The organism is Amycolatopsis sp. PS_44_ISF1 (assembly GCF_032335455.1).
Classification (GTDB): domain Bacteria; phylum Actinomycetota; class Actinomycetes; order Mycobacteriales; family Pseudonocardiaceae; genus Amycolatopsis.
This window is the reverse complement of record NZ_JANUXO010000004.1, coordinates 1-26884: the sequence shown is the minus strand read 5'-3', so window position 1 is coordinate 26884 and position 26884 is coordinate 1. Positions and strand designations below refer to the sequence as shown.

Genomic DNA, 26884 nt, shown 5'->3' with positions numbered 1-26884 from the left:
CCCTCCGCCTCGCTATTCGTTGCAGCCCGGGCTGTTGTGCATGGGATGAATCCAGTTTGGGTGATCGTGACGTTGGTTCCTGCTCTGCTTGTGTGGAGATTTGGGTTTGTGCGGTGCGCTGTGTGGTTGAACCGGGTCCTCTGCTGATTTGGTGTTCGTGTGTTTGCCTGACGGTGGTCCTGACCGTGGAGTATCCATTGCGTTGCTGGCTCTGACAACGGAGATGTATCAATGAGGATGATGGCTAGTGGGCGGGCTTCGAGTGGTTTCAATCTGCTGGACGAACCGTGGATCACTGTGCTCACCGGCGATGGGCAGGAGAGGGATGTCTCGATCCTCGAGGTGTTCGAGCAGTCGCATGCGCTGTCGGTGATCGGTGGTGAGGTGCCGACGCAGGCGTTCGCGATCACCCGGCTGTTGGTCGCGTTCCTGCACCGCGCCCTCGACGGCCCGGCGGATCAGCCGGCCTGGGCAGCGTTGTGGGAGCAGCCGGCGTTGCCGATGGAACGGGTGCACGCCTATGCCGATCGGGTGCGGGATCGGTTCGACTTGTTCGACGCTGGGGTCCCGTTCTTTCAGGTGGCCGGGCTGCGGACGGCGAAGGACGAGGTGTCCGGGTTGGAGAAGATCGTCGCGGACGTCCCGAACGGCGAACCGCTGTTCACCACACGCTCGGCGGCCAGTCTCGCCCGGATCACCGCGGCCGAGGCGGCGCGGTGGCTGGTGCATGTGCAGGCGTTCGACCCGTCGGGGATCAAGTCCGGTGCGGTGGGCGACCGGCAGGTCAAGAACGGCAAGGGATACCCGATCGGGCCGGGCTGGTCCGGCCAGATCGGTGGCGTGCTGGCCCAAGGCGCCGACATCCGGGAGACCTTGCTGTTGAACCTCATCGCCCGTGATGCGGAGACCTATGTGCGCGTCGGCGGAGCCGCAGATGTGCCGCCCTGGGAGTGCGATCCGGACGGCGCCGCCTGGGCCGAGGAGCGGCCGGTGGCTGGGGCTATCCAGTGCTACACCTGGCAGACCCGCCGGGTCCGGCTGCAGGGGAGCCGTGACGGTGTGACGGGGGTGGTCCTGGCCAACGGTGATCGGATGGCGCCGCAGAATCGGCAGAACGTCGAACCGCATACCGCGTGGCGCTACAGCGAGCCGCAGAGCAAAAAGGCCGGGCACCCGGTGTACATGCCGCGCCGCCACGACCCGAGCCGGTCGGTGTGGCGAGGCCTCGCGGCGCTCCTGCCGTCGATCTCGCCGCGCCTGAGCACCGGCGGTGACCCGGCACGGCTACTGGCGCCCGGCGTGCTGCAGTGGCTGAGCGAGCTGATCGAGGAAGGTCACCTGCCGGACACTTTTGTCGTCCGGCTGCGGGTGCACGGGATGGAGTACGGCGCGCAGAACGCGACGTGCGCGGAGATCCTCGACGACCTGCTGCCGCTGCCTGCGGTGCTGTTGCGGCAGGGCCGGCCCGCTGCGGGGCGGACGGCGGACGGCGCGGTCACCGACGCCAACTCGGCCGCGAGCTGTGTGTGGCGGCTGGCGGAGAACCTGGCTCAGGCAGCCGGCGCCCCACCGCAATCCGGCGCGGGTGCTGCGGCGCAGGAACGGTTGTACGCCGCCCTCGAGCAGCCGTACCGGACGTGGCTGGCCGGCCTGCGGCCCGGCTGCGATCTCGTCGAGGCTCGCTCAGGGTGGCAGCGCACCGTCCGTGCTGCGTGCTGGCCGATCAGAGACGAGCTGGTCGCGGGTGCCCCGACGGCGGCGTGGACGGGCCGGCCGGTGAATCAGCGCCTGGTGAACGTGCCCTTGGCCGAGGTGTGGTTCAACAACGCGCTTCGCGGCGTCCTGCCGCTGGCTTACATCGAGGCGAAGGCTCCCGTGGAGGTGGCTGGATGACAACGACATCGACCGACGTGCCCGACAACGGCTCGTCGGCGGCAGCGCAGCGCCCGCGGCGGCTGGGGCCGCTCGGCCGGGCCCTGGACGGCCGGATCGACCGGCTGCAGCGGGACTATCTCCGCGGTTCGCCGGCCGCGCGGGCCGACCTTGCGCGGCTGCGGCGCGGCTTGGGTAAGCCAGCCGGGAGCGTCCCCGAGATCTGGGCTCTCACCGTCGGGTCGGTGCCGGAGAGCCTGTCCTGGCAGGGAGATGAGCCGAACTGGGCCGAGCAGGCCGCGCACGCCGCGCTCACCCTGTATGCCTTGCACCAGCAGTCTTCCGCCGCCCCCGCACACGTGCCAGGGACCTCCTTCGGATCCGCGATGGCACGGCTGCGCTCCAGCGGACAGCGCAGCGAGGACGCGGTGACCCGGCGGTTCATGGCCGCCGCGACCGCCGGATCGATCGCGGAAGTCCTCACCCACCTCCGCGGCTTGATCTCCCTGCTGCGCACCGAGCGTCAGGGCCTCGACTACGCCCTGCTCGCTGATGACCTGGCGCGGCTGGTCGCGCCCGGGGGCGCACCGGCCGTGCGGCTGGCGTGGGGCCGCGCGTTCTACCGCAATAACACCCCGCAGGACGACGACCCCGAACCGGCCGCCGCATCGACCGACCCTGAGAAATGAGGCATTCGTGCACCGCACCCTGATCGACATCCACATCCTGCAGACCGTGCCGCCGAGCAACCTCAACCGCGACGACACCGGCAGCCCGAAGACGGCCACCTACGGCGGCGTCCTCCGGGCCCGGGTGTCCAGCCAGGCGTGGAAACGCGCCACCCGCGTCGCGTTCCGCGATCACCTCGACAGCTCCGAGCTGGGCGTGCGCACCAAACGCATCGTCGAACTGCTGGCCTCCGAGATCACCACGCGAGCACCAGAACTGGAGGCACGGGCTGGTCAGCTCGCGGCGGAGACGTTCCGCGCGGTCGGCATCGAGGTGAAGGCGCCGAAGAAGACCGGCAAGGACAAGACCGCGGCCGAGGAAGCCGGTTACCTCGTCTTCCTCAGCACACGCCAGATCCAGAACCTGGCCGACGCCGCGATCCAGGCCGCCGGCGCCGACGATGTGGCGAAGGCGCTGAAGGCGGCGAAGGTCAAGGACCTCGCCGATCGCGACCACTCCGTTGACGTGGCCCTATTCGGCCGTATGGTCGCCGACCAGGCCGACATCAACGTGGACGCCGCAGCCCAGGTCGCGCACGCACTGTCCGTGCACGCCGTGGAAACGGAATTCGACTACTTCACCGCGGTCGACGACCGCAACACCGAGGACGAGACCGGTGCGGGCATGATCGGCACCGTCGAATTCAACTCCTCCACCCTCTACCGATACGCCACCGTCGACGCCAACCGCCTGCTCGACAACCTCGGCGACCTCGACGCGACACGCCGCGCGGTGGACGCGTTCGTCGAGGCGTTCGTGCGGTCGATGCCGACCGGGAAACAGAACACCTTCGCCAATCGCACCCTGCCAGAAGCGGTCGTCGTGCAGGTTCGTGACCGCCAGCCGATCAACCTGGTCGGCGCGTTCGAGAACCCGGTCCGTGAGCTGGAGAAGGGCGGCCGGATCAAGGCCGCTGCGGAAGCGCTGCGCGACGAGGCCCGGGAGATCGCATCCAGCTATGCCGAGGAGCCCGTAGCGGCCTGGGTGACCCGGGTCGGTGCCGACACTGCCGCGCTCGACGACCTGGGCACGAAGGTTGCGTTGCCGGAGCTGGTGACCGAACTCGGTGCACTCGTCGCGGCACGGCTCACGGAGCCGTCGTGAGCGTCGTCGCCCTGCGGTTGGCCGGCCCGATGCAGTCCTGGGGCGTGGGAAGCCGTTTCGTCCGCCGCACCACCGAGACTGCCCCCACCAAGAGCGGGGTCATCGGACTGCTCGCAGCCGCCCTCGGAATCCGCCGCACCGATCCGCTGGAAGACCTGCTGCACCTGCGGCTCGGTGTGCGGATCGATCAGCCGGGGGAGCTGATGCGTGACTTCCAGACCGCGCAACGTCCCCGCTATGACCGTGCCGGCACCTTGACGTGGCAGTCGCTGCCGCTCTCGGCTCGCTACTACCTCGCCGACGCCGTCTTCCTGGCCGTGGTGGAAGGCGACCGCTCGATCGTCGAGAGCCTGGACGGGGCGGTGCGGGGACCGGAGTTCCCGCTGTATCTCGGACGCCGTTCCTGCCCGCCTGCCGGCCCGCTCGCGCTGGGTGTCTCGGACGTGTCACTGGACGAGGCACTCGTGACCTGGCCGTGGCTGGCGAGCACCCGCGTTCAGAAGCAGCGCCGTGACCGGGTAGTCCAGCTCGCCACCGTACGCGATGCCGATCCCGGCGAGGTCGCGACCGAATCCATTCGGGACACCCCGGTGAGTTTCGACCCCAACCGGCGCCAGTACGCCTGGCGGCCGATTGTGCGCGACATCGTGGACGTCACCAACCCGCACGGCACGGCCGAGTCGCCGCCCGAGCACGACCCGATGAGCTTGCTGGGAGGCGAGGCGTGTTCCTGACGAAAATGCAGATCAACCCACGGCGCCGAGGAGCGCAGAAGCTGCTGTCCTCCCCGCAGGCCATGCACGCAGCCGTGTTCGCCGCATTCCCCGATGCACGTCCCACCGACGACGGACGAGTGCTGTGGCGGGTCGACACGCATGGCTCCCACCGGGTGCTCTTGTTCATCACGAGCCCGGACAAGCCGGATCTCACGCACCTCGTCGAGCAGGCTGGCTGGCCGACCATCCAGACCTGGCAGACCGCCGCCTACGACGGAATGCTGGGCAGTCTGCGCGCAGGCCAGCGCTGGCAGTTCCGGCTCACCGCCAACCCAGTCCGATCCGGACGCTGCGACGGCTGGAGCGACACCAAACCCCTCGGCCACGTGACCGTCGCCCAGCAACAGCAATGGCTGCTCGCCCGCGCCGAACGCCTCGGATTCCGCATCGTTCCCAGCCCAGCTGACCCGGCCGAACCAGACCTGGCCGTGATCGACCGCAACGTCCGCCGCTTCGGACGGGGCGGTACACAGGTCACCATCTCGACCGCGACCTTCGAAGGCCACCTGGAGATCCTCGACATTCCGGCGATGCAGCGGTCGCTGACGTTCGGGATCGGCCGGGCCAAGTCTTACGGCTGTGGCCTGCTGACGCTGGCCCGCCCTGCTGCGAACGGAATGTCGTGAGCACCGTCGGTCGCCGGCCCACGTCCCCGAAGGAGCTCGTGCGGGCGGCAGACCGGATCTCGTTCGTGTACCTGGACCGCTGTGTCATCAACCGGGACAGCAACGCCATTACCGCCACGGACGAACGCGGCACCGTGCACATCCCGGCCGCGGCGGTGGGGGTCCTGCTGCTGGGACCCGGCACGACCATCACCCACCAGGCGATCGCGCTCATGTCCGACAGCGGATCCACGGTGGTGTGGGTCGGTGAACGTGGCGTCCGGTATTACGCCCACGGCGCATCACTGGCCCGCACATCGCGCCTGGTGCAGGCGCAGGCCGAAGCGGTCAGCAACTCACGCTCTCGGTTGCGGATCGCGCGAACGATGTACGAGATGCGGTTTCCCGACGAAAACGTATCGGAGCTGACCATGCAGCAGCTCCGCGGTCGCGAAGGTACGCGGGTGCGCAGAATCTATCGGGAACATGCGGAACGGACAGGAGTCGAGTGGACCGGTCGAAGCTACGACCGGGCAGACTGGGACAACAGCGATCCGATCAACCAGGCCTTGTCCGCGGCGAACGCAGCGTTGTACGGGGTCGTCCACTCCGTGATCGTCGCACTCGGCTGCTCGCCGGCCCTCGGGTTCGTCCACACAGGACATCACCGCTCGTTCGTCTATGACATCGCGGACCTGTACAAGGCCGACATCACGATCCCCGCGGCCTTCGAAATCGCCGCCGGGTCGAGCCTCGACGTCGCCGGCGAAACCAGGCGCCAGATGCGCGACGCACTCCACGAAGGCAAGCTCTTGCAGCGATGCGCCCATGACATCCAGCTCCTTCTCCTTGGCGAAGATTCCGACGACACGAACACTTTCGAGTACTTCGAAATCGACGCGATCGCATCACTGTGGGATGAACGGCAGGAACCTGTTTCAGGCGGAGTGTCCTACGGAGACGAGTCGTGACCGTCATCGTTCTCACCGCAGTACCGCCAGGTCTTCGCGGGCACCTGACCCGATGGCTGCTCGAAATCAGCCCCGGCGTATACGTCGGGTTCGTATCAGCCCGAGTACGCGAACTCATGTGGGACAGAATCGTCGAGTACGTGGCTGACGGCCGCGCCCTGATGGTGTACGCCACGCAGGGTGAGCAGCGGCTCGAGTTTCAGGTGCACGGACACGACTGGACACCCGTCGACTTCGACGGCATCACCCTGATGCGCCGACAGACCGCGCCTGACTACGTGCCAGGAAAGACCCGCAGGTGCAACAACACAACACCGGCCGGAGAAGCTCCCGAAGGCGCAACGACCCGTGATGAGGCTGTCTGGAAGCGGCGCAACACACGCCGCAAATTTCGCAAAAAGGACTGAACGTATTCAGTGTCGCGTGACGAAACCGAAGCAAAAAGCGGCATGTCCCGCGTATCACTGCAGGTCAACAAGTGTGCTCCCCGCGGACGCGGGGATGATCCGCCGGTGATAGGCGCGCGCGGTGTCCAGCGCCGTGCTCCCCGCGGACGCGGGGATGATCCGTCGACGTCTTCGAGGCACGCGCGAATCTCGTCGTGCTCCCCGCGGACGCGGGGATGATCCGCCGACGACCCCACCCACCCCCTCCACGACCTCGTGCTCCCCGCGGACGCGGGGATGATCCGCAGTTCGTGCGGGACTGGAGCCTGACCACAGGGTGCTCCCCGCGGACGCGGGGATGATCCGCGAGTTCGCCGGTGGGCAGCTCGGTGACGTGCGTGCTCCCCGCGGACGCGGGGATGATCCGTCGAGGTCGGCGTAGGAACCGATCATGTTGCAGTGCTCCCCGCGGACGCGGGGATGATCCGGGGGGACCAGTGGTCCGCACCACCTCTCGATCGTGCTCCCCGCGGACGCGGGGATGATCCGGGACTGGCCGCGCTGTGGGGCACGCTCACCGTGTGCTCCCCGCGGACGCGGGGATGATCCGGCTAAATGGTACCTGCGGGCCTTGACGGGGCCGTGCTCCCCGCGGACGCGGGGATGATCCGGCCATCGATCAGGCCGAAGTTGCCTCCGACCCGTGCTCCCCGCGGACACGGGGATGATCCGAACGTCGACTAGGAAGGCCCGCCATGACCAGCGTGCTCCCCGCGGACGCGGGGATGATCCGGGGTTACCACCCTCCGGTGGTGGTGTCGTGGCGTGCTCCCCGCGGACGCGGGGATGATCCGACCGTGGAGCGCGGGCCGACGCTGGAGCTGTGGTGCTCCCCGCGGACGCGGGGATGATCCGAACGCCGCCGCCAGCACGGAGCCCGACGAAGAGTGCTCCCCGCGGACGCGGGGATGATCCGTCGGACAGCCGACGCGCGGCATCGGCATACAAGTGCTCCCCGCGGACGCGGGGATGATCCTCCGCCACTTCCAGCGAGAAGCGACAGTGAGATGTGTGCTCCCCTCGGACGGGGAGTCCCAGACGCCACCCGGAAGTTGGGCAGGTCAGTGACTACAAAGGATCGGGCAAACACCGTGCCGTCTACGAACTCCTGATCTGAGCTGGCCGCGCGGGCCAGGCCGCGCGGTTGAGCCTTGGCACAGGACGTATCTGCGAAGAGGCGCCAACAACTGTGTTAGAGACCTTCACCGCTCACGATCTTCATGTGCGGGCAAAAGCGCGGCCTGCCAAGGCTCATCGGCTCGGCGGGGTGTTGGGATGCGCGGCCTGCCCCTGGGCGCCACCGGCGTCCGCACCCGATGCGACATCGACACCGAACCCGGACGCGGACAGGCCATCCTCGCCGCGCTCTGGGTACTGCAAGCGGCCCTATGGGCACTGGCCACCCTCACCGTCACCTCCTACACCGGCCTCGTCCGCAAACCAACCTGACCAAACGGACGCCCACCGACCAGCACCGACGCCGACCTGATCGCCATCGCGGACTGTCACACGCCCGCTGCGGCAGAGTTCGTGCGGCCGGCAGCGATGTCCTCTCCGTTCCGGGCAGCGCAATCGAGCGAGGAGCTTCCCCGTCCCGTGCAAACTATCACCTGTTTTTGGTGCCAGCCGTTACCTGTCGTTCGAAGAGATTGCCAGGTCGCGCTGTGACCGCGATGCCGATTAGCGCCTGTAGTCACACCCGTCAAGCAGGGTTCCGGCCTATGAGACGGAGATTTTCCTTCGAACGTCGCCGCCACGCCCGCGCAGCACCACGCCGGACTCCCGCAAGACCTGATGTATGAAGCCGTACGAGCGGTCGGTGGCTTGGGCCAGCACGCGGATACTGGCACCCTTTTCGTATTGCCTCTTCAGGTCTGCGGCCATCTGGCTCCGGGCTTGCCCGGTGATGCGCTTTCCCCTCAACGTGTTGCTCGCTGTCATGTCATTCGCTCCTGTTCATTCCTGGGTAGTGGGACAGTCTGAGCTGCCGTGTTGTTGCTCGTTCACGGCGATGTGGTTGCGGCGGTGCCGGGGACTGATCCGGACCTGGTGGTGCGGGCTCGGCCGTGCTGGGTGCACCGGTCCCGCGACACCCGGTCGGCGCCGGGGCTGCGGGAGTTCGGGGAGCCGGGTTCAGCCTTCGTGTGCTCGCCTGCGGGGGTCAGGAGATGTCTGGCTCGACAGCGGGGTACGGACGCGGCCGACGGCGGCCAGGGTGTAGGGCGCCCGAGGCCGGTGGGTGTTGTCGGGTGCGGGCCAGTGCCCGGGGGTGGTGATGCCTGGGGCCAGCAGGTCGAGGCCGGTGAACAGGCCGGTGAAGTCGGCATGGCTCCGAGGGCGCGGGTACGGACGGGCGCACCGGTGATGTGCCCGGCACCATTCGGTCGTGGTTGTGCGCAGCCTGGTCCGGGTGGTGGTGCTCGCGGGTGCGGGGAGGGGCTCGGCGGTCAGATGCGTCGCGGCGAACAGGCTGCCGGGGGCGAGGCGGCGGGCGAGGCGTCGCGGGACGGTGCGGATGTCGATCTCGGGCTCGGCGAAGTGCAGGATGTCGACCGCGAGAACACACACCCGCTGGCTGGGATCCAGTAGCCCTTGTGCGGTCAGGCTGTTGAGCATTGCGCCGATCGCGAAGACGTTGCCCTCCACGAACGTGGACCGCCGCCACTGCTCGGGCCGCTCTTGTTCATCTGCCCATGCGCGCGCGTAGACGATGGGGTCGTGGTCGACGAGCACGATCGTTGGCGCGGGGTGGGTCTGGGCTCGGCTGACGGTGGCGTGCGCGGCGCTGATGTGCGGGTCTCCGGACCCCAGCTCCAGGAACTGCGTGATGCCCAGCGACAGGGCGTGCTCGATCACCCGGGATGTGAACAGGTGCCTCCGATGGAGCGCAGTCGTGGTCTGAGGTGCGATTCTTACCAGCTTTTCGGCGGCCTCGCGGTCGGCCAGCCATGTCCGGACCCGGTCACCGGGGTCGGAGATCGCGACCTCCACCCGGGCCACGTGCGGATAGCACGCGTTCACCGGTGGCAGCGCTGTCCAGAATCGCTGCTCGCGGAGTCGCCGGTGAACCTTCCCCGAGCGAGGCCGCGACGTGACCGCGCTGCTCGCCTCGAGAGCTTCATGGTGGATGTCGTATGCAGTCACGGGAACCCGTTCTTCTCAGATGCGGCGAAGTGCCCGCAAGACCCGATTCAGGAGCGCGAGGTGCTCCTCGTCGGTGCGGTGGTGATGCTGCAGGGCGACCTTGAGTGCGGCAGCACGCTCTGCGTCGAGGCCCAGGAGTTCCGGGGCAGGCAGGTCTCCAAGGCTGGGCAGGTATCGCGTGAGCACATCGTGGCTGGCGGGACCGGGTGAACAGTCGCCGGCCTGGCGCGAAGCAGGCTGCGGTAGGCCGGACGAGCAGCGCTGAGCAGGCACGGTTACCACGGTCGTGTCCTGGTCATGGAACCTCCAGGACCGGCAGGTGCGGTGGGCTGTTCGACGGCGTCGGGTGCGTCGTGATCGGGCCAGAAGCGGCTGCCTCGCAGTACCCGCATGAGCGGCAGCATGTCGTCGCGTAGCTTCGGCGTCATCGCGATCGCGCAGCGCGACCTGGTCGTGTGCGGGCTGCCGTCGGCGTCGAGGACCAGGGCACCGGCCTCGCGGGCGATGACCGCGCCGGCCGCGGTGTCCCAGGTGTGGTTGCCGAGCAGCACGCAGGCATCCAGGGTGCCGTCGGCGACCCAGACCAGGTCCAGCGCCGAGGATCCGTACCGGCGCAGCCCTTGCGCTCGGGCGGTGAGTTCGTGGTCGACCGCGGCGCACAGCACGTCGCGCAGTCCATCGTCGGGGCCGCTGCCGTAGTCGCTGAGCCCGACCAGGGCCGTGTTCAGCGCGGCGGAAGATGAGGCGCTGACCGGGCCGTCGTCGCGGTGGGCGCCGTGGCCGTGGGCCGCCCAGTAGCGGTGGCCGAGGAAGGGCAACGCGGTGACGCCGAGGACAGGCTGGTCCTGGTGGATCAGGCCGAGCGCGATCGCGCACAGGGGGTTGGCGTGGTGGTGGTTGATCGTGCCGTCGATGGGATCGAGCACCCAGTAGGTGTCCCGGTTGCCGAACGGTCCAGTCTCTTCGCCCACGAACCCGATGTCGTGATGCGCGCGGATAGTGAGCCGCTGGCGGACAAGCTGCTCGACGCTTTCGTCCACTTCGGAGACCGGGGTGCGGTCGCCCTTGTACCGGATCGCGCGGGGTGGGTGGCTGAGCACGTGCTCGACCGCGAGGTCGATCGCGGCGTGGGCTACCGGCAGCGCGGCGGTGAGATCGGGTGCCGAGGACATGGTTCCTTCGATGGGGTCGTGGCGACACGGGCGCGCCGAGCGGAGGGCGGTCGAAGTCCGGTCAGGAACAGTCAGGCCACCACGGGTGGCCGTCGCCGGTGAGGCCATCGCGACGCATCCGGTCGTGCAGCCGGGCGGGCCGGAGGTCGAGCTGGCCGAGTTCGGCGTCGGTGACCCAGCGTGCTTCGCCGCGACCGGCCTTGATCGCACCGGCATCGGTGAGGGTCACGTCGAACAGCAGCGCCAGCTCGAACACCGGGGGAGTGGCGCTCCCGCGATCGCCGCGCAATTCCACGAGAGCGGAAAAGTCCCAGTGCGCCACCGGGTTACCGGCCTGTTCGCCGACAAGACGCCGTAACGCGTCTTCGGCAGCTTCATCGGGTCGTACGAGGCCGCCCGGCAGCCGGTGCGTGGCGGCGCCCGGATCGCTGAGGACCAGAAGACGATCGTCGTGCCCGACGAGGCCGTACACAGCGACAAGCGGGCCTAACGCGTAAGGGGTACTGGTCATGGCGCTTCCACAGTCGGCGGGCGGGAATGTTGTCGGCCGTGGACCTCGGGCAGTTCCGGCCTGTCTCCGGCCGCCCGTGCGAGGGACGGAGCAGGAGCCGGGGCCAGCGTTGGTGCGCAGTCAGGGCACGGGAGCGCGCCGGAAGGAACGGGCGCGTCGACGAGACCCACGCGGGCGCACCGGGTCATGGCCGCTGTGTACTGGCCGGTCCAGGTAGGCACGGGCCGGTCGTCGATCGTGTGGATCAGGTCCGGTGTGGTGAACCCGACGCACGGCTGGCCGGGTGTGGCTCTCGCCAGAGGAGGCGGGGTCCACGGCCTGCGCGGGACGTCGACGTCGATCGACGGCCACATCGAGACGTCCGCTGCAAGGTGGGGTTCGGGCGCGCCGGGGTGGAGCGGGTGAACGGTCGCCGATGCGGGCTTCATGGCTCGCTTCCGGGGCGGGAGGCCGCCGGTTGCCGTCGAGGTACCGGCGGACCCGGTTCGTGTCCTGCGGCCGGGCGGGCGAATGCGTACTCCGGCGGCGACCAGCAGAGCGCGAACGGTCCGTACGGACATGTGGTAGCTGCAGGCCAGCTCCCTCAGCGAAGCACCCGCCTCGTAGCGGGCCGCCAGGCCCGGCGGGGGCAGCCGCCGACGTGGTCCGCGTGCGGTGGCGGCTCTGGCCGCCGGGCTGGTCACCGTGCGGCCTGAGGCGCTGGGATGCGGGCGGCGGCGAAGTGCAGGAAGGGATCGTGCTGGCCGACCGGTACAGGATCAAGTCCGGCCAGCCAACCGTTGAGGACCAGAGCGATGCGGGGATGGAGTGGGTGGCCGGCGTCGCGGAACAGACGCCTCGCGGCGGACAGGCGCAGGCGGTCCCCGGGCTCGCCGGGGTCGGTCACGTGGGAGAGCGCGAGGTAGCTGCCGGGGGCCACGCGGTCGCGGTAGCGTGCGAGGACGTTGCCCGGCGAGTGCTCGTCGGGGACGTGGTGCAGGACTGCGGCGGCCAGCACGAGCACTGGCTGCGACAGGTCGAGGATCGCGCGTACTTGCGGGCTGTACAGGACCGCGTCGGGATCACGAAGGTCCGCGTGGAGCACCGCGCTGCTCGGATCGGGGTGTTCCTCCAGCGTGGCGATGCAGGCGTTGGTGACCACGGGGTCGTAGTCGACGAACACCGCGCTGAGTCCGGGGAGTCCTGCCGTGCGGTGGTGACAGGCAGGTCCGGTGGGCATTCCGCACCCCAGGTCCAGGATCTGCCGCACACCATTGTCGAAGGCGTGGTGCAGTGTCTCGGCAATGAAGGTGAGGTTGCGGCGGACCACGAGGTCGACGGGCAGAACGAGACTGACCTGTTCGCCGAATTCCCGGTCGATCGCGGTGTTGAAATCGCCGCCTGCTGCCCAGTCGTAGGTCCGGGCGATGTTGGGATTGACGTCGTCGAGAGGGCTGGGGGTCGGCCATCGTGGAGTAGCTGGAGACGAGGTATCAGTGGGCACGGGCGTTCTCCCACCACAAGATGTACAACCGGGAGGCCAAGTTGCCGCTGCGATGTCCTGGTGCGATCGAGTGTTCGACAGTGGCCTTGTGCAGCATGAGGAGAGGTGGCGCCACGCTTGGCCGGCTGATCACCGCCAGGGCTCGGCTGGGTATCGCGTCGTGCATCTCCACCGGAACAGCTCGCTTTCCCTCGAGGTTGAGGCCCGGTCTGGTATGGCCTGCGGTGACCGGTCGGAGGCGATCACCGCAGGCCATGGACCCAGTCAACGGCGCGGCCCGTGTCGATCACCAGAGCGGCGGTGGGGCGCATACGGGGCGTCCGTGAGGCGGCATAGCCTCTGACCTCTACGTTTTGGTCATTCATGCCGTCGAAATGGATCCGAATGGATGGCAGGTGGAGTAACTGCGCCTGACGTGGTCCTTGACCGTGCGGGTACAGACCGGCCGTCAGGGATGGGCGGGGGTGACACGGGGCATACGCTGCGGAAACAGGCGGGTACTGTACGCGAATAGGGGCCGGAGGGAGGGACGGGCGATGGGAACACGAGCGCTCACCCCGCTGGCCGCCGCCCGCGAAGCCGCTGGGCACACCCAGGAAACTTTCGCCGCAGCCCTGAAGGTCGAGCGCAGCACGATCGGACGGTGGGAGCGCGGAGTCCAATCCCCGAAACCCTGGCAGCGGCACGGCCTCGCCGACGCACTAGGGGTGTCCCTCGGCGAACTGGACAACCTGCTGCACCGCACCACCCGACGACCCGAGACGGCCGTCCGCCACGCCGAGGCCACGGAGCGAGTGCAGACCAGCCCCGAGCCCGACGGTCCAGCACCCCTCCTACGAGACACGGACGGCCTCGCACCAGCGGCCGATGTCGATGTCATCCACGCCGCCATCCCGCGTCTGCGCCGCGCTCTGGACCGGCTGGACCTGCCCGACGACGGATCGACGAGAACCCCGGCCAACCTGCGCGGCGAGATCGTTCTCGCCAGCGACGACCGGCTGCAGTCCCGCTACCGGAGCCTGGCCTACCGCCTGCCCGGCCTCATCGCCGAAATCGCCCGCGCCGGCCAGCGTGGCGACGCCACCGATCGCCGCCATGCCGCCACGCTGCTGACTCTCGCACTGCGGGCAGCGGACGGGATCGCGTTCAAGTTCGGTTACCTGGATCTTTCCGCGCGGCTGATCGACCTGATGCGCTCTGCCGCCCAGCGCGCCGAAGACCCGCTCCTGGTGGCAGCGGTAGCCTACGTGCGCACCGAGACGTTCTTCGCCACCGGCGATCTCGGCGCCGCCGCCCGTGCCCTCGAACTCGCCGCCGACCAGCTGCCCGCCCTGGATACCGCCTCGTCCTCGGCGGCGTTCGGCGCCCTGCACATGCGAGCCGCGGTCGTCGCCGCTCGGGCGGGCAAGCCCGACCGAGCGGCTGACCACCTGCGCGAAGCCCGCCGCGCCGCCGCCGTCGTCCCCGAGGGCGTCTACCACGGCACCGTCTTCGGTCCGGCTTCCCTGCGTATCCACGACCTGGCTGTCGCCGTCGAATCACGAGACCCTGCGGGCATCGAACGCGCAGCGGCCTGGCAGCCACCCGACGAGCTGCCGGCCGAACGCCGCTCCCACTATTTCATCGACCTCGCGCGCGCCCAGCTCACCCTCGGCAGGCACCAGGACGCCTACTTATGCCTGCAAGCCGCGCGCCGCAGCGCGCCGGAGCACACCCGGGCGCATCCGCAGGTCCGCCGGTCCCTGTCGGCGCTGCTGCGCACCCATCCCGCCCCCAGCTCCCAGCTGCTCGACCTCGCCGCCTGGGCCCGCGCACGCTGAGCCCCCACCGGCCCGTCAGGGTGCGGTCAGCAACCCCGATAGGTCACGCAGGGAGTCAATGACCCAGTCCGCGTCCCGCCGGACCAGCGGATCGTCGGCCCAGAGGTAACCCCACGGGCCACGCCGGATCAACGCCGTACGAAACCCCGCTGCTTTCGCCGCGACGATGTCATTGTCACGGTGATCCCCGACGTACACCGCCGCGTCCGGGCGCCCACCGGGCACCATCGACGCGACGCGGGCAAAGAAGTCCGCTGAGGGCTTGGCGACACCCCACTCACCCGAGGTGGCGATCCGGTCGACCGGCAGGTCCAACGCACGCAGCAACTCGGCCGCACGAGCGGTCTGGTTCCCGGCCACCCCGACCCAGAGACCGCGCCCGCGCAGCTCGGCCAACGCCGGCCGGACATCCCGGTACAGGTCGGACTCCTCGATCCGCTCACCCAGGCCGGCATCCTCGCGTAGCTGGCGTTCACGTCCGAGGTCGAAGCCTGGCCGGAAGTACTGGAAGGTCTCGGCGTTATCCCGACCAGCGGCGGTGACCGCCCCCAGCACGGTGGAGAAAGTGTGACGGGGCACCTCAAGCCAGTCAGCCCACGCACCCCACTCGCGCGAGTCGTCCAGCAACGTCTCGCCCACATCGAACACCACCGCGGTCACCATGCCACTACTCCTACGTCACTCGAGAGCTCCGCGCCACAGCGGGTGGCCCACCTCGCCCGACGACCTCGCCGATGCGAAGGCCAGGCAACCTGTCGCGCGACCTGAGTGCCATCGCGGCCATGCAGCCTCCACTAACAGGCCCAGCTCAGGCTGTTGTCCTTAATTGCGAAGAGCGGAATCATAGTGACGGCTATCAGCGGCTAATGAAAATCCCCGCAAATCGCCACTTATTGTGGCCAGTTGCACTCTCCGGTCGTGGCCATTTGTGCTATTCATGACCTCTGACTAGCGCTGGCCACAGCAGACGCGGCATGCCACACCCTCATGATCTTATACCGGATGTAGCTCTGGTGTCGCTTCAGTGGTGCGCTGCCCGAAGTGGCTAAATGCTCCGTCAGGTCGTCCAACAGTTCGATCAAGACCTGGAGCAGCAACACGGCCGCAGGACGTCCGTCCTCGTCTAGCACACCGCGGTCAATGCTAGCTCCGCGCGGGAACCGTTCAGAGGAGCAGGCAGTACCCGCGCAATGCGAGCTTGGTTTCTAGCCGCCTAACGTCCATTGCTGGCTGGTGTTGCCGGGCCGAGCGGTAGCGATGATCACCGGAGTGCCTTCGGCGTTGGAGCCGAGGTCCATGACGAGGCTGTTGTAGTTGCGGATGGTGCCGTCGGCCATCACACGCCATTGCTGGCTAGGGTTGCTGGCCTGGCAGGCGGTCATGCCAACGGTGGTGCCGGGGTCATTGGCACCGAGGTCCATGCACAGCCCGTTGGTGTTGCGGAGCGTGCCGTCGATCGGCGCGCTCCAGTGCTGGCTGGCCCATTCGGCCGGCCGGCAAGCGGTCATGCCGACGATGGTGCCGGGCTTGTTGGAGGACAGGTCCGCGCACAAGCCATTGTGGTTGCGGATCTTGCCGCTGACCTCGTGCAGGTCACCGACACTCCATTGCTGGCTGGCGGCACCACCGCGGCAGGGTGCGATGACCACGGTGGTGCCGGGCGCGTTGGCACCCAGATCCGCGCACAGACCGTTGTAATTGCGGATGGTGCCGTCGGGGCGGGTCCAGTGCTGGCTGGTGTTGCCGGGCCGGGCGGTGGCGATGATCACTGGGGTGCCTTCGGCGTTCGAACCGATATCCAGTGCCAGGCCGTTGTAGTTGCGGATGGTGCCGTCCGGGAGCGTGCGCCACTGCTGACTGGTGTTACCCGCTCGGCAGGTCGTGGTAACCACCTTGGTGCCGGGGTCGTTGGCACCGAGGTCCATGCACAGGCCGTCGGCGTTGCGGATCGGCGTGCTCGCGAGCTGCTGCTGGACCCAGCCGGTGAGGTCGTCCACCCGCGACTCGACACTGCCCTGACGGGTCTCGCCGACCGTTAGGCAGCCGTGCTGCCAGGATGTGCTGTGTACCGCGACCAGTTCGGTCTTGGCCGCGGACTGCCGCAGCGCGGGGCCACCGGCGTCGCCCTTGCAGGTGTCCACGCCATTGGCGCCGGTCAACGTCGCGGTGGTCCCGGTCGTGGCGTTCACCGTGAACGACGCGATGCGCGCCTGTTCCGGTAGCCAGGTGTCGCTGGTGCGGCCGTAGCCGACGCCGGTCAGAGACTCACCGACCACTGGCCCAGTGGAACCGAGCGGTGCCGGCGTGATGCCGGTGACCGGGGTGTCGAGAAGGGCAAGCGTCACGTTTCGGTCGGTCCGCGGGATCAGGTACGACACGCCGCGGACCGCGCGAGTGGAGGTGGGGGTGGCACGGCTGAACGTAACGGTGGCGGGTTTGGGCGGCGGACCGGAATGAAGTGAGGTGTCTGCGAAGCAGGTACTTGTGGTGATGATCCAGGAAGGGTCGATCAACGTGGCGCTACAGGCGCGCCCGTCGATGCCGGGCTGGCCGACATCCAGCCGGCCGGTGAACGCGTAGGTGCCGTCGGGTGCTGCTGTGCCACCGCTGATTGCCTGGGCTGGCGTGGAGAGAACGAGCCCCGCAGCGGTCGCCGCCGCCATGACCGCGGGGATGAGCACGCCTCGGGAGCGCAGAGATGACATGAGAATCCTTGCTTAGCTTGGGTGTCGTTGTCCAGCGACATCGCGATTTCCACTCAAGTGGCTGCGGTCGGGAACATTGCGCCGTGAACGTATCCGGCACGTGCGGCAGTTCCTTGGGGTTGGAAAAATCGCCCGCGGGAACGGCAGGAATGCTGGTCTGTGAATGAACTCCGAAGAAGCTTGGTGAACGCCGTACCGGGTCGTGCTTCGAGTGCCGGTCAGGCCGAAGCGTGCAGTTCCAGAAGTGTCGAGGGGTCGGTTCCGGCGCCTTCGCCGATCCCGGTCCAGCCGTTCTTGGTCACCGGGACGGTGCTGCTCTGGCCGTTGATCTCGATGGTCGCCTGTACGGTGTGGTTGTCGCCCTTCACCTGGTAGGCGAACGGCACCTCGAGGCGCAGGACTCCGGTTGGGCCGGAGACCTTGAAGCAGTAGTGACCGGGGTCCCGGCTGTGGTCGGCGGAGTTGTAGGCGTGCACCTCGAGCAGGCCGGCCGGACCGCAGTCGGCGAGCACGATGTGCCCATCACCGCTGATCAGGGTCAGGGCGCGGTCCTGAAGGATCTTCGCGGCGTCCGGGTAGGAGTAGTCCTCGACGATGGACGGTGGCGTGTCGTCCGCTGCGGAACCGGTCGCAGCCGAGGCGCTGAAGGCCGGTACGGCGACGGCTGCCGCGGCACCTGCTATGGCCAGTGCGAACAAACGCGCGTGAGAGCGCATGACTTCCCCCTGCTGTTAAAAATGGCACGACGGAGTCGCGGCGGAGCATTCGCCGCGACAACGCATCAAGAGTTCGTGGCCGACCCCGAGCGGACACTCGAACCGGACTCTAATCAGATACCCGGCACGCAGTCAAGAAATTTCCGCCGACCTGACCCGGGTCACCAGGGTGATCTTGACTGTAATCTCTTGCTTACTCGATTGCGGCTTTCGTGGGGTTCCTGGTTCCTGCTACTTTTCGACCGCTTTGGGGGGAGACCAGGGCGGAACCCAGGAGCGGGAAAGCTCTTTCTTCGTGCGCGGAAACCGGCGGCTCGCTGGGCCCGGTCCGACGCGCAGGCGTCCCCCCGCGGCAGTGAGTTTTTCGGTGCGCACGGGAGGTCTGGGCAGGATGCGAGTCAACAAGCCGTTCGGCGGCGCGAGAGCGCGCACGGCATTGGCGGTCACGTTGGTGGCCGCCATCGGAGCGGGGCCGGTCACGGTGCCCACGACGGCGTCGGCGGCGGAACCCGCCGGGCCCGCCGAACGCGCGCAGGTCGTTGCGCTGTGGCAGGCAGGCGGCCCGGCCACGAAGGACGCGGCGGCCGCGGCCATGGTGGGCTCGGACGCTGAGGTCCACACCTTCCTGACCACGGGTAAGGCCGTCGCGGCCGAGCACGACGACCGGATCAAGCTCAGCCAGTTGCTGACGGTGGCCGGGTCGGGGCTTCGGCGGGCGGCGCAGACGGCGCTCAGCGGCTCCGCGGCCGACGTGCACACCTTCCTGGCGACCGGCTGGCAGCAGCCGTGGCGCGACGACGACCGGGCCCAGGTTTCGCGGTACATCACCACCGGCGGGCACTGGGTCCAGGTGGCGGGCCAGAAGGCGCTCGACGGCACCGACGACGACATCCGCACGTTCCTCGGCTCCGGGCGGCAGCAGGCCCAGAACGACGACGATCGGATCAAAGTCAACCAGTTGCTGACCACCGGCGGCCCGGAGGTCAAAAAGGCGGCGCAGCGTGCGCTCGACGGGACCGTCGAGGACGTCCAGGCGTTCCTGGAGACCGGATACGCCCTGGCGGCGGAACGGGACCAGGAGATCACGTCGGTTGCGCACCTGGCCGATCTCGCCCGGGTCGCCGGCGCCCAGGCCCTAGAGCAGACCAAGCAGGCGCAGGACGCGGCGGATCGTGCGATCGCGGCGGCGCAGCGGGCGAAGGAGGCCGCGCAGCGGGCGAAGGAGGAGACCCAGGCAGCGCGTGACTCGTCGGTGCAGGCCGCGGGTGCGGCGAGCCGGGCGGCCAACGCGGCGCGTGGCGCGGCGGACGCGGCGAAGACCGCGATCGGCGCGGCGGCCGAGGCGAATCGCGCGTCCCGGGTGGCGGCGAACGCCGCGGCTCAGGCCGCAACGGCTGCGTCGATGGCAGAGCAGGCTTGTTCCCGGGCGTACTCGGCGGCTTCGGCCGCGGCAGCCGACGGCACCCACGCGGCGGAAGCCCGCAAGGCAGCGGTAGATGCTCGCAACGTGGCGGCAGGCGCCCGCGCGGCGGCGGACGCGGCGAACGCGGCGGGCCAGGCGGCAGATGCCTCGGGCCGCGCGGCGGGAGCGGCCCGCAGCGCCAGCTCCAACGCGGACGCGGCAGCCGCGGCGGCCGACGAGGCTGCCGGCTATGCGCGTTCGGCGGGAGCGAATGCGAGCCAGGCCGAGCAGGCGGCGGCAACGGCCCGCGCGGCGGCGGCCCGCGCGAACCGAGCGGCGAACGCGGCGGAGTCCTTGGCGGGCCGGGCGGCGGCGGCGGCTCGTCAGGCCCGTGACGCGGCGAACGTGGCGGCGGCCCACGCGGAGGCGGCAGCGAAGGCCGCCGACCAGGCGGCAGCAGCGGCGGATCAGGCGAAGAAGGACGCGGAAGCGGCATCCCGGTACGCGGCGGCGGCCAAGACGGCGGCCGACACGGCGACGACGGCGGCCACCCAGGCGGCTGAACTGGAGAAGATGTCCCGTGCCGCGGACGCGGCCCGTCTGGAGGCCCAGAAGGACCAGGCGATCGCGGACGCTGAGGCGGCCAAGCAGTCCGAGGACACCCGCAAGGCTGCGGGTGAGTGGAAGGCGGGCGAGGCCGCGGACCGTTCGGCGGAGACGCAGCGGTTGCTCGATGAGGCGGCGAACCCGGCTACAGCTCCGGAGACCGTGATCCTGGACATTCGTAAGGCAACGGTCCAGCTGCTGCGGAGCGGCGGCCCTTGGACTCAGGCGGCAGCCGCGTCAGCGCTCGGCGGGGATGACGCGCAGGTGCGCCAGTTCCTGCACACCGGCCTGAATTCGGCCACAGAGCAGGACAACCGGTCCAGTGCTCTCGCGATTTCCGATACCACGTCCAACAACCGGCTGATGCGGGCGGCCCTCGGCGCCTTCGACGGGACCGCGGGCGAGGTCGCGGAATTTCTACGTACCAAGGATTATCAGGGCAAGGCCGACGACGACCGGGTGGCAGTGCAGCTCCTGCTCAACAACGGCGGCCCGGCGACCAAGGAGGCGGCCAACCGAGCGCTCAGCGGCACCCCGGCGGATGTGGCGGAGTTTCTCCGCGCCGGCCAGTACGTCGCCGCAGAGCACGACGATCGGATCGCGGTGACCGCTGCGATGACCGCGGGCGGTCCTGAGGTCAAGGCCGCTGCCGAAGCCGCGCTGGCCGGTCCTGCCTCTTACCTCGGGAAGTTCCTCCAGACCGAGCAGTACACGGCTCAGCAGCGTGACCTCGACACGGCGATCCACGCCGCCGACGTCCACCGGTACGTTGCGGAGGCGGCCGGCGTCGCCGCGAAGGCCCGGGCCGACGCCGCGCTGGCCGCCGGGGCTGCGGCTAGGGCGCACAACGCCGCGGACGAGGCCACGCGGGCGGCTGCGGACGCCAGGACACAGGCCGAGCTGGCCAAGACCTACGCGGACCAGGCGCGGCAGTCCGCCGCCGACGCGCAACGCTCGGCTGACGCCGCGGCCCAGTCGGCGAAGCAGGCCCGCTCGGCGGCCCAGAGCGCCCAGCGGGCCGCCCAGTCGGCCGCGTCTTCGGCGACCCAGGCCCGTACCTCCGCGGCCCGGGCGCAGCAGTCGGCCGACCAGGCCGGGACCTACGCCGCGCAGGCGCGGACGGCAGCGCTCGCGGCAGGCAAGGACGCGGAGGAGGCCGAGCAGGCGGCGGCGGATGCCAGGATCCTCGCCTCGCGAACACTGGCGAACGCCGATCTGCAGGCGCGGCTCGACAAGCTGGCGCGGGGTGAGCAGACCGGGCCCCTGAGCCCGGCGGACGAGGCCGCGCTGCGGCAGGCGGGCGGGCAGGAGCTCGTCGACCAGTACAAGCACGCCCAGGAGGTGGCGGGCAAGACCGTCATCGACTGGATCATCGAGAACGGCGGCCAGATTCTGGTCGACCTGTTCATCGGCGGGATCAAGGCGTGCCTGAGCGACCCGGGCATCGTCAACTGCATCATGGGCGCCATCGACGTCGCGTCACTGGGACTGGTCGCGGTCAAAGCGTTCGAGGTCGGCAAGGCGCTGTGGCGCATCGGCAGTGGCCTCGGGAAGTTCATCGAAGAGAGCAACATCGCCCGCAGGACGATCCAAGAGGGCTTCGCGGCCATGAACTCGGCACGCAACGGCGTGCTCACCTTCGGTGCGGACGCACCCGGGTGGTGCCTGCCCAAGGGCGGCGGCGGAGCGTTGATCGGCGGCCGTTGGTTCTCCGAGCACGCGCTGGAACGCATGGCACCGTCCACACCTGAGGTGATGGCCGAGTTGGAGGCCAGGTTCCACGCTCGGGTCGCGGCGGCGGGGGACAAGCTCAAGGACCCCGCGAAGTACAAGGATTTCTACGACCACAACTTCCCGGCGCCGCGGGGAGTGCCACCGTCGGTGGTGGAGGCGGAGATCGCCAACCCGGGTTCGACGGGCCGGGTTAGGGTTATCCTGAACGACTCGGGCGACGTGGTGACGGTGATCTTGAAGTGAGTGATGTCGACAACGATCAGTTGTCCTCGGTGACCCTCGGCGCGAGGGGTGGTGATCGGCTGGTAATTACAGTACTGGGCCGGATGCACGCCGGGGCCACCGACTTCTGGGACGGCAACTGGCTTTTCAGCCCGGTCGAGATCACCGCAGGCGGGTTCACCGCGCGCGTGCCCGCCGGGTTGCGGGCCGATGAATTGCGGACTTTCCGCGAGCAGCTGGCCAAGGCTTACGACGACTTCGGCGGCGTCGCCCGGTTGACGTCGATGGAGGAGTGGCTCGAGCTGACCGTCACCGTGGCGAAGTCCGGCCAGGTCGAAGTCGCAGGCGAGGCCATCGACGGGAACGCTACGGGCAACAAGCTGTCCTTCCGCATCGGCGGGCTTGACCAGTCCGGACTACCGGCGATCCTGGACGACTTGTCCTCGATCGAGGCGGAGTTCCCAGTGTTCGGCAAACGCTGAGCACTGATGTAGGACGAGGTAGGCTTTCCCGGATCACCGGGAGGGCCTACCTCGGTTGCTGGACCCGACGACTTGACCCAGGACGGCACCTGGAACAAGAGCTGTTCATGCTTGCGCCGATCCTGGGCGTCGATGAAGGCGACCCTGCAACCGTAACGAGGTTGCTGGCGGCTGATGGGCGGTCGTGATCTAGCTTTGGAGGACCAGGACCCGTTCGTGCAGCACCATGAATTCTTCGATCCGCTGGGTTCGCTGCTTCCAGAGCACGGCGAGCCAGCGCAACGCGATGGTGCGGCGCGCGGCTTCGAATCGGGCTCGGTTGCCCGGTGTGATGCCGAGCTCAGCTTCGGCGTTGGTCCAGATCTCGTCGGGAATGGCGCGGGCGCTGATGTGCTCGACGTGGTCGGCGGCGTCGACGGCGATGTCGGAGTAGCCGCTGAACTCGAAGTCCGTGACGTAGGTGGTCTCGCCGTCGTGGAGCCAGTTGAGCAGGTTCGCGTCACCGCGGGAGTAGACGCGGGGGGCGGGTCGCGCGAGCAGGTCGGCGTCGCCGCTGTTCTCCCATCGGCGCAGGAGGGCGAGCATGTCCGGTGTCTGCGGGTCGTCGGCGGCGTCGGCGAGCTGGCCGGGCCAGACGTCGGTGAGCCGGGCGATGTAGTGGCCGATGGAGTCGACGCGCTCCAGGCTGGTCAGCGGCTCTGTCAGCGGGACGCGCTGCAGGGCACGGGTGATGCCGGCCAGCGACGTGATAGCCGACGTCGGGTCGAGGACGTCGAGGATCGGAGAACCGGGCAGCAGCGTCATGCCGAGGGCCGGCTGCTTGGAGTCCTCGTCGAGCCACAGCTGCTCAGGCGCGCTGCCCAGGCCGGCAGCGTGGGCGAGGCCGTGCCATTCGCGTTCGACGCGCTGCCGATCGGTCTTCTTGTAGAGCTTGATGCAGATCGGTGTGGGGCCCGCGGTCCAGGCGAAGACGTCGTTGTTGCGGCCACCGTCGAGTGCGCGCAGCCCGTGTTCGTCGAGTGTGGCGGTGAGTGCGTCGGGTCCGGCCGTGCGTGCGGTGCGCAGGGCGTTGAGCAGCTCGGTGGGAGCGGCAGGCTCGTGGTGGCTGGTTGGCGTGGTCATCGTTGTGGACTTCCGGTTTCGGCTCGGCGCGGCTGGACGGGGTCTGGCGTGGTCAGCGTAGGAGGAGGCCCGGCGGGTTCGTGGTGTCCTGTGCACGGGCTCGAGACGATGTCGCCCGTCTGGCTGACTCGGCGCAGGGCGGCGTGAATGGCCAGGTGGGTTTCGGCTGGGTCGAGGTTGGTGACCTCCAGGACGGTGAGTTGGGGGTCTCGCTCGGCCAGCAGTGTGTAAGCGTGGTCGACCCAGGTGAGGTGGGAGCGCTGCTCGCCGGTGAAGGCACGGGGGAAGTCGCCGCCGCGGTCGTCGGCGCGGCGGGCGGCGGCCTTTGGGGGTATCCGCAGCCATAGCGCTCGGGTGGGGCGCGGGCCGGCCAGGGCGGTGAGGGCGCTCAGCCAGTCGAGGGCGACGTCGGTGGGGGCGTGGTGCTGGCGGAGCAGGGCGGCGATCGCGTAGGAGGCCATCATGTGGATGCCGCGGTCTTCGATCACGACGGCGGCGGGGTTCTGGGCCAGCGCCGGATCGAGGACGGTCGCGACGAGGTCAGTCCGGATTGCGGCGGTAATCATGGTATCGGTGATGGCGTCGCCGGTGCGCAGGAAGGGGTCAGAGCCGGTGCGGAGCAGGTCGACGAGGGTGGCCGCGACGGGGTCGGTGTCCAGGGTGGCGAGGTCGGGCAGGACGGTGACGGGCTGGCCGCTGGCTTCCAGGCACCTCGCAAGCATCCGGACTTGGGTGCTCTTGCCCGCTCCAGGCACCCCTTCAAAGGTGATCAGCACGCCAGGTCCTCCTGGCCGGTGAAGCCGGTGACCGTGCTCGCGTGCTGAACGATGCCGAGGATGTCGTCGATCAGGGCGGGGGCGGCGGCGATGGTGCAGCGTGAGGCGGTGGTGTGGTCGGTGCCGTCGAGATCGGTCACGTGGGCACCGGCTTCGCGGGCGATGACAGCGCCGGCGGCCATGTCCCAGGTGCGGTTGCCCAAGGTGATCGACGCGCCGAAGGCGGAGTCGGCCACCAGCGCGAGGTCGGCCGCGGCGGTGCCGAGCATCCGGATGCGTTGCGCTCGGGGCGCGAGGGCGGCGTGGATCTCCAGCATCGCCGCGTTGCGCACGGCAGTGTCGGGTCCGGCGCCGTAGTCGCCGATCGCGATCATCGCTTCGTCCAGCCGGGCCGGGCCGGCGATGCGGATCGGGTGACCGTCCCGGCAGGCGCCGAGGCCGTCCGCAGCCCAGTACGTGCGGCCGAGCTGGGGCAGGGCGATGACGCCGAGCAGGGGGTCCTCGTCGGCGACCAGGGCGAGGGAGATGCCGGTCAGCGGGATGTCATGGGTGAGGTTGGCGGTGCCGTCGACCGGGTCGAGTACCCAGCGGGTGCCGCTGGCGGGAGCACCAAAGGATGGGAACGGGGCTGAGCAGCGGTTTCGTGCTGGAAGCCTAGTAGTTGAGTCGCATTTCGAGTTGTCTTCGCTCCCGTGACGGCCACCTGGGGCGGGGCGACTAGCCCGCCCCAGGTTGGCAGGACCGACTGTCAGAAGCTGCGTGGGGAGACTGCCACGGTGCTTGTGTCCATGATTACTTCGGCCAAGGACCACCCCCGCTCGCGCGGGGAGAATTCGGAATCCGAACGGATTCCACCCCCTGTCTGTGGACCACGCCCGCTCGCGCGGGGAGAACGCCAGCACGAAACGGCCGGCCAAGGGCATGAACGGACCACCCCCGCTCGCGCGGGGAGAACTTCCACGCTCAGCGACGCCAGGTCCTTGGCCAGGGACCACCCCCCGCTCGCGCGGGGAGAACAAATACGGTTTGCAGCAAAAGGGATCGACACCAGGACCACCCCCGCTCGCGCGGGGAGAACCGTAGCGGAGGGCCTGGCGTGAGCTGAGTCCGGGGACCACCCCCGCTCGCGCGGGGAGAACGCGGTGGCGATCTCCTGGCGGTCGCGTTCGTTGAGGGTGTCGAAGAAGGACCACCCCCGCTCGCGCGGGGAGAACGTCTACGCGGTGTTCGCGGTGATGGAACTGGCCGGACCACCCCCGCTCGCGCGGGGAGAACCAACCCAAGCGTCGCGCTGGCGGTCAACGCCGCGACGGGACCACCCCCGCTCGCGCGGGGAGAACGCCGCACGGGCCCGGTGACCGTGGTGGTCGCCCGGTGGCTGGTGTACACCCCCGAGGCGGTGCTGGCCGGGCTGCTGGCCGTGGTGGTCGCACCGCCGTTGCTGGGCGAGCCGGAACTGCTGGGGCCGTTGCTGGTCAGGCTGCCCGAACTGCTCGCGCTCGCGCTCGCTTCGGCGTGCTTCGGGGTGTTCGTCGCTTCGGCCGCGGCCTTTTCCGGACGGGCCCAGACCGGCGTGCTCGCGGCGAGCGCGGCCACGTACCTGACGCTGGTCGTGTGCGGTGTGGTGGCTCCATTGCCCGACCTGCCGGTGCTGCGCGAGATCGCCGCGGTGCTGCCGATGACCCACGGGATCGGCGCGCTCCGCTCGGCCGCGGCCGGCCCGGAGCTCCGCGCGGAGACGGTGACCGCGCTGTCCTGGCTGGCGCTCGCCGTCGTGGCGATCCGGGTCCGCTCCCGCCGGGCAGCGCGATCGGGCGGAGACCATGACCAATTCTGACGGATCACCCACGCCGCACGATGAACCCGGCCACGCCCGCCCGGTCCGGTTCGAGCTCCACGCAGACTTCAGCGAAGCCGTCGGCGACGGCCGGGCCGATTTCGGGACAGCAGCCGAGCACCGCGGCGTGGACCCGGTCCCGCAACTGCGCGGCCGCGGCGGGGAAGAGGTTCGGGTCGAACGCCGGCACGGCCCGGACGGTGATCCGGACCGGGCCGTCCCCGGTCCACTCGGTGTGTACCAGCGGGGGCCCGCCGTGCAGCGGCGAGGTGATCCGCGGGTGCAGCGGGGGCCGGGCGATCTCGGGGAACCGCTCCAGCGCGTCCCGCAACCCCCTGGGCCGCAGCACCACCCGGGTGCGGCCGCCGTCACGGGCCACAGGGGTCTCGGCCCGGCGGCCGACGAACGAGACGGTGACCTCGTCCGGCTCGCAGCCACCCGCCACCCGCTCGACGAGGTCGCCGTTGTCGTAGCGGAGCAGCGGTTGCACCTGGGAGAACGGGTGCAGCTCGGTGAGCACCATCCGGCCGATACCCGTGGTCACCGGCGAATCGTCGTCCAGCGCGACGATCTGGGGCACCACGACCGGGTCGAAGTGCAGCGCGTCGCACGCCGGGCAGACCGTCGCACCGCCGACCACCTCGGACAA

Annotated in this window: 26 protein-coding genes and 2 CRISPR repeat arrays; of the genes, 13 read left to right on the top strand and 13 right to left on the bottom strand. The window is 69.3% G+C overall.

The features are described from left to right. Nucleotides 1-231 precede the first annotated feature (231 nt). The 8 genes from casA to NYF13_RS29995 all read left to right on the top strand — a co-directional run bounded on the left by casA (nucleotide 232) and on the right by NYF13_RS29995 (nucleotide 7952). The gene (casA, locus tag NYF13_RS30030) at nucleotides 232-1893 is read left to right on the top strand and encodes a type I-E CRISPR-associated protein Cse1/CasA (protein ID WP_315661300.1); all 1662 of its coding nucleotides are present in this window, start codon (nucleotides 232-234) and stop codon (nucleotides 1891-1893) included. Next, nucleotides 1890-2561: a type I-E CRISPR-associated protein Cse2/CasB gene (gene casB, locus NYF13_RS30025; protein WP_315661299.1), complete on the top strand. Its 672-nt coding sequence runs from the start codon at nucleotides 1890-1892 to the stop codon at nucleotides 2559-2561. Before casA ends, casB begins: the two co-directional genes overlap by 4 nt. Nucleotides 2562-2568: 7 nt before the next feature. Beyond that, nucleotides 2569-3705, top strand: a complete 1137-nt coding sequence (gene cas7e, locus NYF13_RS30020) for a type I-E CRISPR-associated protein Cas7/Cse4/CasC (protein WP_315661957.1) — start codon at nucleotides 2569-2571, stop codon at nucleotides 3703-3705. Next, complete coding sequence (gene cas5e / locus NYF13_RS30015; protein WP_315661298.1) at nucleotides 3702-4439, top strand: type I-E CRISPR-associated protein Cas5/CasD; 738 nt, start codon at nucleotides 3702-3704, stop codon at nucleotides 4437-4439. The genes cas7e and cas5e overlap by 4 nt, the downstream gene beginning before the upstream one ends. Then, nucleotides 4430-5107, top strand: coding sequence for a type I-E CRISPR-associated protein Cas6/Cse3/CasE (gene cas6e / locus NYF13_RS30010; protein ID WP_315661297.1), 678 nt, complete (start codon nucleotides 4430-4432; stop codon nucleotides 5105-5107). Before cas5e ends, cas6e begins: the two co-directional genes overlap by 10 nt. A gap of 38 nt (nucleotides 5108-5145) precedes the next feature. Beyond that, nucleotides 5146-6057 carry a type I-E CRISPR-associated endonuclease Cas1e gene (cas1e, locus tag NYF13_RS30005; protein WP_315661296.1) on the top strand — a complete coding sequence of 304 codons (912 nt, stop codon included), beginning with the start codon at nucleotides 5146-5148 and terminating at the stop codon, nucleotides 6055-6057. After that, nucleotides 6054-6464, top strand: coding sequence for a type I-E CRISPR-associated endoribonuclease Cas2e (gene cas2e, locus NYF13_RS30000; RefSeq protein ID WP_315661295.1), 411 nt, complete (start codon nucleotides 6054-6056; stop codon nucleotides 6462-6464). The genes cas1e and cas2e overlap by 4 nt, the downstream gene beginning before the upstream one ends. A gap of 73 nt (nucleotides 6465-6537) precedes the next feature. Continuing rightward, nucleotides 6538-7543: a CRISPR direct-repeat array (repeat unit 29 nt; unit sequence GTGCTCCCCGCGGACGCGGGGATGATCCG). Nucleotides 7544-7778: 235 nt separating this feature from the next. Then, entirely contained in the window at nucleotides 7779-7952 is a 174-nt protein-coding gene (locus tag NYF13_RS29995) for a hypothetical protein (RefSeq protein WP_315661294.1), read from the top strand. A 270-nt stretch (nucleotides 7953-8222) separates the two neighbouring features. Here the strand turns inward: NYF13_RS29995 and NYF13_RS29990 are convergent, their stop codons facing one another. Further along, nucleotides 8223-8444 carry a helix-turn-helix domain-containing protein gene (locus NYF13_RS29990; protein WP_315661293.1) on the bottom strand — a complete coding sequence of 74 codons (222 nt, stop codon included), beginning with the start codon at nucleotides 8442-8444 and terminating at the stop codon, nucleotides 8223-8225. A 192-nt stretch (nucleotides 8445-8636) separates the two neighbouring features. After that, nucleotides 8637-9647 carry an SAM-dependent methyltransferase gene (locus tag NYF13_RS29985; RefSeq protein ID WP_315661292.1) on the bottom strand — a complete coding sequence of 337 codons (1011 nt, stop codon included), beginning with the start codon at nucleotides 9645-9647 and terminating at the stop codon, nucleotides 8637-8639. Nucleotides 9648-9707: 60 nt separating this feature from the next. Here NYF13_RS29985 and NYF13_RS29980 point away from each other — a divergent pair, with 60 nt between their 5' ends. Further along, a complete protein-coding gene (locus NYF13_RS29980; RefSeq protein WP_315661291.1) occupies nucleotides 9708-9857 on the top strand; it encodes a hypothetical protein in 150 nt (49 codons plus the stop codon). Nucleotides 9858-9922: 65 nt separating this feature from the next. Here the strand turns inward: NYF13_RS29980 and NYF13_RS29975 are convergent, their stop codons facing one another. The 4 genes from NYF13_RS29975 to NYF13_RS29965 form a co-directional block, all read right to left on the bottom strand. Beyond that, nucleotides 9923-10819, bottom strand: coding sequence for an inositol monophosphatase family protein (locus NYF13_RS29975; protein WP_315661290.1), 897 nt, complete (start codon nucleotides 10817-10819; stop codon nucleotides 9923-9925). Between the two features lie 61 nt (nucleotides 10820-10880). Continuing rightward, the gene (locus NYF13_RS29970; RefSeq protein ID WP_315661289.1) at nucleotides 10881-11330 is read right to left on the bottom strand and encodes an NUDIX domain-containing protein; all 450 of its coding nucleotides are present in this window, start codon (nucleotides 11328-11330) and stop codon (nucleotides 10881-10883) included. Then, nucleotides 11327-12013, bottom strand: coding sequence for a helix-turn-helix domain-containing protein (locus NYF13_RS36835; RefSeq protein ID WP_396287764.1), 687 nt, complete (start codon nucleotides 12011-12013; stop codon nucleotides 11327-11329). Before NYF13_RS36835 ends, NYF13_RS29970 begins: the two co-directional genes overlap by 4 nt. Continuing rightward, nucleotides 12010-12813, bottom strand: a complete 804-nt coding sequence (locus NYF13_RS29965; protein ID WP_315661288.1) for an SAM-dependent methyltransferase — start codon at nucleotides 12811-12813, stop codon at nucleotides 12010-12012. The genes NYF13_RS36835 and NYF13_RS29965 overlap by 4 nt, the downstream gene beginning before the upstream one ends. A gap of 536 nt (nucleotides 12814-13349) precedes the next feature. Here NYF13_RS29965 and NYF13_RS29960 point away from each other — a divergent pair. Then, nucleotides 13350-14633 (top strand): helix-turn-helix domain-containing protein, encoded by a 1284-nt coding sequence (locus NYF13_RS29960; RefSeq protein WP_315661287.1) that lies wholly within the window; start codon nucleotides 13350-13352, stop codon nucleotides 14631-14633. A 15-nt stretch (nucleotides 14634-14648) separates the two neighbouring features. Here NYF13_RS29960 and NYF13_RS29955 read toward each other — a convergent pair whose 3' ends face one another. The 3 genes from NYF13_RS29955 to NYF13_RS29945 all read right to left on the bottom strand — a co-directional run bounded on the left by NYF13_RS29955 (nucleotide 14649) and on the right by NYF13_RS29945 (nucleotide 18054). Then, nucleotides 14649-15296 carry an HAD family hydrolase gene (locus tag NYF13_RS29955; RefSeq protein ID WP_315661286.1) on the bottom strand — a complete coding sequence of 216 codons (648 nt, stop codon included), beginning with the start codon at nucleotides 15294-15296 and terminating at the stop codon, nucleotides 14649-14651. A gap of 542 nt (nucleotides 15297-15838) precedes the next feature. Continuing rightward, the gene (locus NYF13_RS29950; RefSeq protein WP_315661285.1) at nucleotides 15839-17314 is read right to left on the bottom strand and encodes a ricin-type beta-trefoil lectin domain protein; all 1476 of its coding nucleotides are present in this window, start codon (nucleotides 17312-17314) and stop codon (nucleotides 15839-15841) included. A 242-nt stretch (nucleotides 17315-17556) separates the two neighbouring features. Beyond that, the gene (locus tag NYF13_RS29945) at nucleotides 17557-18054 is read right to left on the bottom strand and encodes a hypothetical protein (protein ID WP_315661284.1); all 498 of its coding nucleotides are present in this window, start codon (nucleotides 18052-18054) and stop codon (nucleotides 17557-17559) included. 391 nt (nucleotides 18055-18445) lie between these two features. Between NYF13_RS29945 and NYF13_RS29940 the strand changes: the two genes are divergently transcribed. Both NYF13_RS29940 and NYF13_RS29935 read left to right on the top strand, forming a co-directional pair. Next, nucleotides 18446-22039, top strand: a complete 3594-nt coding sequence (locus NYF13_RS29940; protein ID WP_315661283.1) for an ALF repeat-containing protein — start codon at nucleotides 18446-18448, stop codon at nucleotides 22037-22039. Continuing rightward, nucleotides 22036-22500, top strand: a complete 465-nt coding sequence (locus NYF13_RS29935) for a hypothetical protein (protein WP_315661282.1) — start codon at nucleotides 22036-22038, stop codon at nucleotides 22498-22500. Before NYF13_RS29940 ends, NYF13_RS29935 begins: the two co-directional genes overlap by 4 nt. A 189-nt stretch (nucleotides 22501-22689) precedes the next feature. Here NYF13_RS29935 and NYF13_RS29930 read toward each other — a convergent pair whose 3' ends face one another. From NYF13_RS29930 to NYF13_RS29920, 3 genes are read right to left on the bottom strand one after another with little or no spacing between them, the layout of a single operon-like run. Then, nucleotides 22690-23622, bottom strand: a complete 933-nt coding sequence (locus tag NYF13_RS29930) for an aminoglycoside phosphotransferase family protein (RefSeq protein WP_315661281.1) — start codon at nucleotides 23620-23622, stop codon at nucleotides 22690-22692. Continuing rightward, nucleotides 23619-24398 carry a hypothetical protein gene (locus tag NYF13_RS29925; RefSeq protein ID WP_315661280.1) on the bottom strand — a complete coding sequence of 260 codons (780 nt, stop codon included), beginning with the start codon at nucleotides 24396-24398 and terminating at the stop codon, nucleotides 23619-23621. The genes NYF13_RS29930 and NYF13_RS29925 overlap by 4 nt, the downstream gene beginning before the upstream one ends. Beyond that, nucleotides 24392-25129 (bottom strand): inositol monophosphatase family protein, encoded by a 738-nt coding sequence (locus NYF13_RS29920; protein WP_315661956.1) that lies wholly within the window; start codon nucleotides 25127-25129, stop codon nucleotides 24392-24394. The genes NYF13_RS29925 and NYF13_RS29920 overlap by 7 nt, the downstream gene beginning before the upstream one ends. Before the next feature lie 74 nt (nucleotides 25130-25203). Further along, nucleotides 25204-25808: direct repeats of the CRISPR family, unit length 28 nt; unit sequence GGACCACCCCCGCTCGCGCGGGGAGAAC. Between the two features lies 1 nt (nucleotide 25809). On the opposite strand from NYF13_RS29920, the gene NYF13_RS29915 reads away from it, so the two are divergent. Then, a complete protein-coding gene (locus tag NYF13_RS29915) occupies nucleotides 25810-26235 on the top strand; it encodes an ABC transporter permease (RefSeq protein WP_315661955.1) in 426 nt (141 codons plus the stop codon). Nucleotides 26236-26239: 4 nt separating this feature from the next. Here the strand turns inward: NYF13_RS29915 and NYF13_RS29910 are convergent. Next, nucleotides 26240-26884, bottom strand: a 645-nt coding sequence (locus tag NYF13_RS29910) for a hypothetical protein (RefSeq protein ID WP_315661279.1), incomplete at its 5' end; no start/stop codon positions are given.

Coding starts and splice junctions, on each gene's coding strand:
- casA (WP_315661300.1), top strand. CDS start 232: ATGAGGATGATGGCTAGTGGGCGGGCTTCGAGTGGTTTCAATCTGCTG.
- NYF13_RS29940 (WP_315661283.1), top strand. CDS start 18,446: ATGCGAGTCAACAAGCCGTTCGGCGGCGCGAGAGCGCGCACGGCATTG.
- NYF13_RS29930 (WP_315661281.1), bottom strand. CDS start 23,622: ATGACCACGCCAACCAGCCACCACGAGCCTGCCGCTCCCACCGAGCTG.
- NYF13_RS29995 (WP_315661294.1), top strand. CDS start 7,779: ATGCGCGGCCTGCCCCTGGGCGCCACCGGCGTCCGCACCCGATGCGAC.
- NYF13_RS29990 (WP_315661293.1), bottom strand. CDS start 8,444: ATGACAGCGAGCAACACGTTGAGGGGAAAGCGCATCACCGGGCAAGCC.
- NYF13_RS29945 (WP_315661284.1), bottom strand. CDS start 18,054: ATGCGCTCTCACGCGCGTTTGTTCGCACTGGCCATAGCAGGTGCCGCG.
- NYF13_RS29975 (WP_315661290.1), bottom strand. CDS start 10,819: ATGTCCTCGGCACCCGATCTCACCGCCGCGCTGCCGGTAGCCCACGCC.
- NYF13_RS29955 (WP_315661286.1), bottom strand. CDS start 15,296: ATGGTGACCGCGGTGGTGTTCGATGTGGGCGAGACGTTGCTGGACGAC.
- NYF13_RS29970 (WP_315661289.1), bottom strand. CDS start 11,330: ATGACCAGTACCCCTTACGCGTTAGGCCCGCTTGTCGCTGTGTACGGC.
- NYF13_RS29960 (WP_315661287.1), top strand. CDS start 13,350: ATGGGAACACGAGCGCTCACCCCGCTGGCCGCCGCCCGCGAAGCCGCT.
- casB (WP_315661299.1), top strand. CDS start 1,890: ATGACAACGACATCGACCGACGTGCCCGACAACGGCTCGTCGGCGGCA.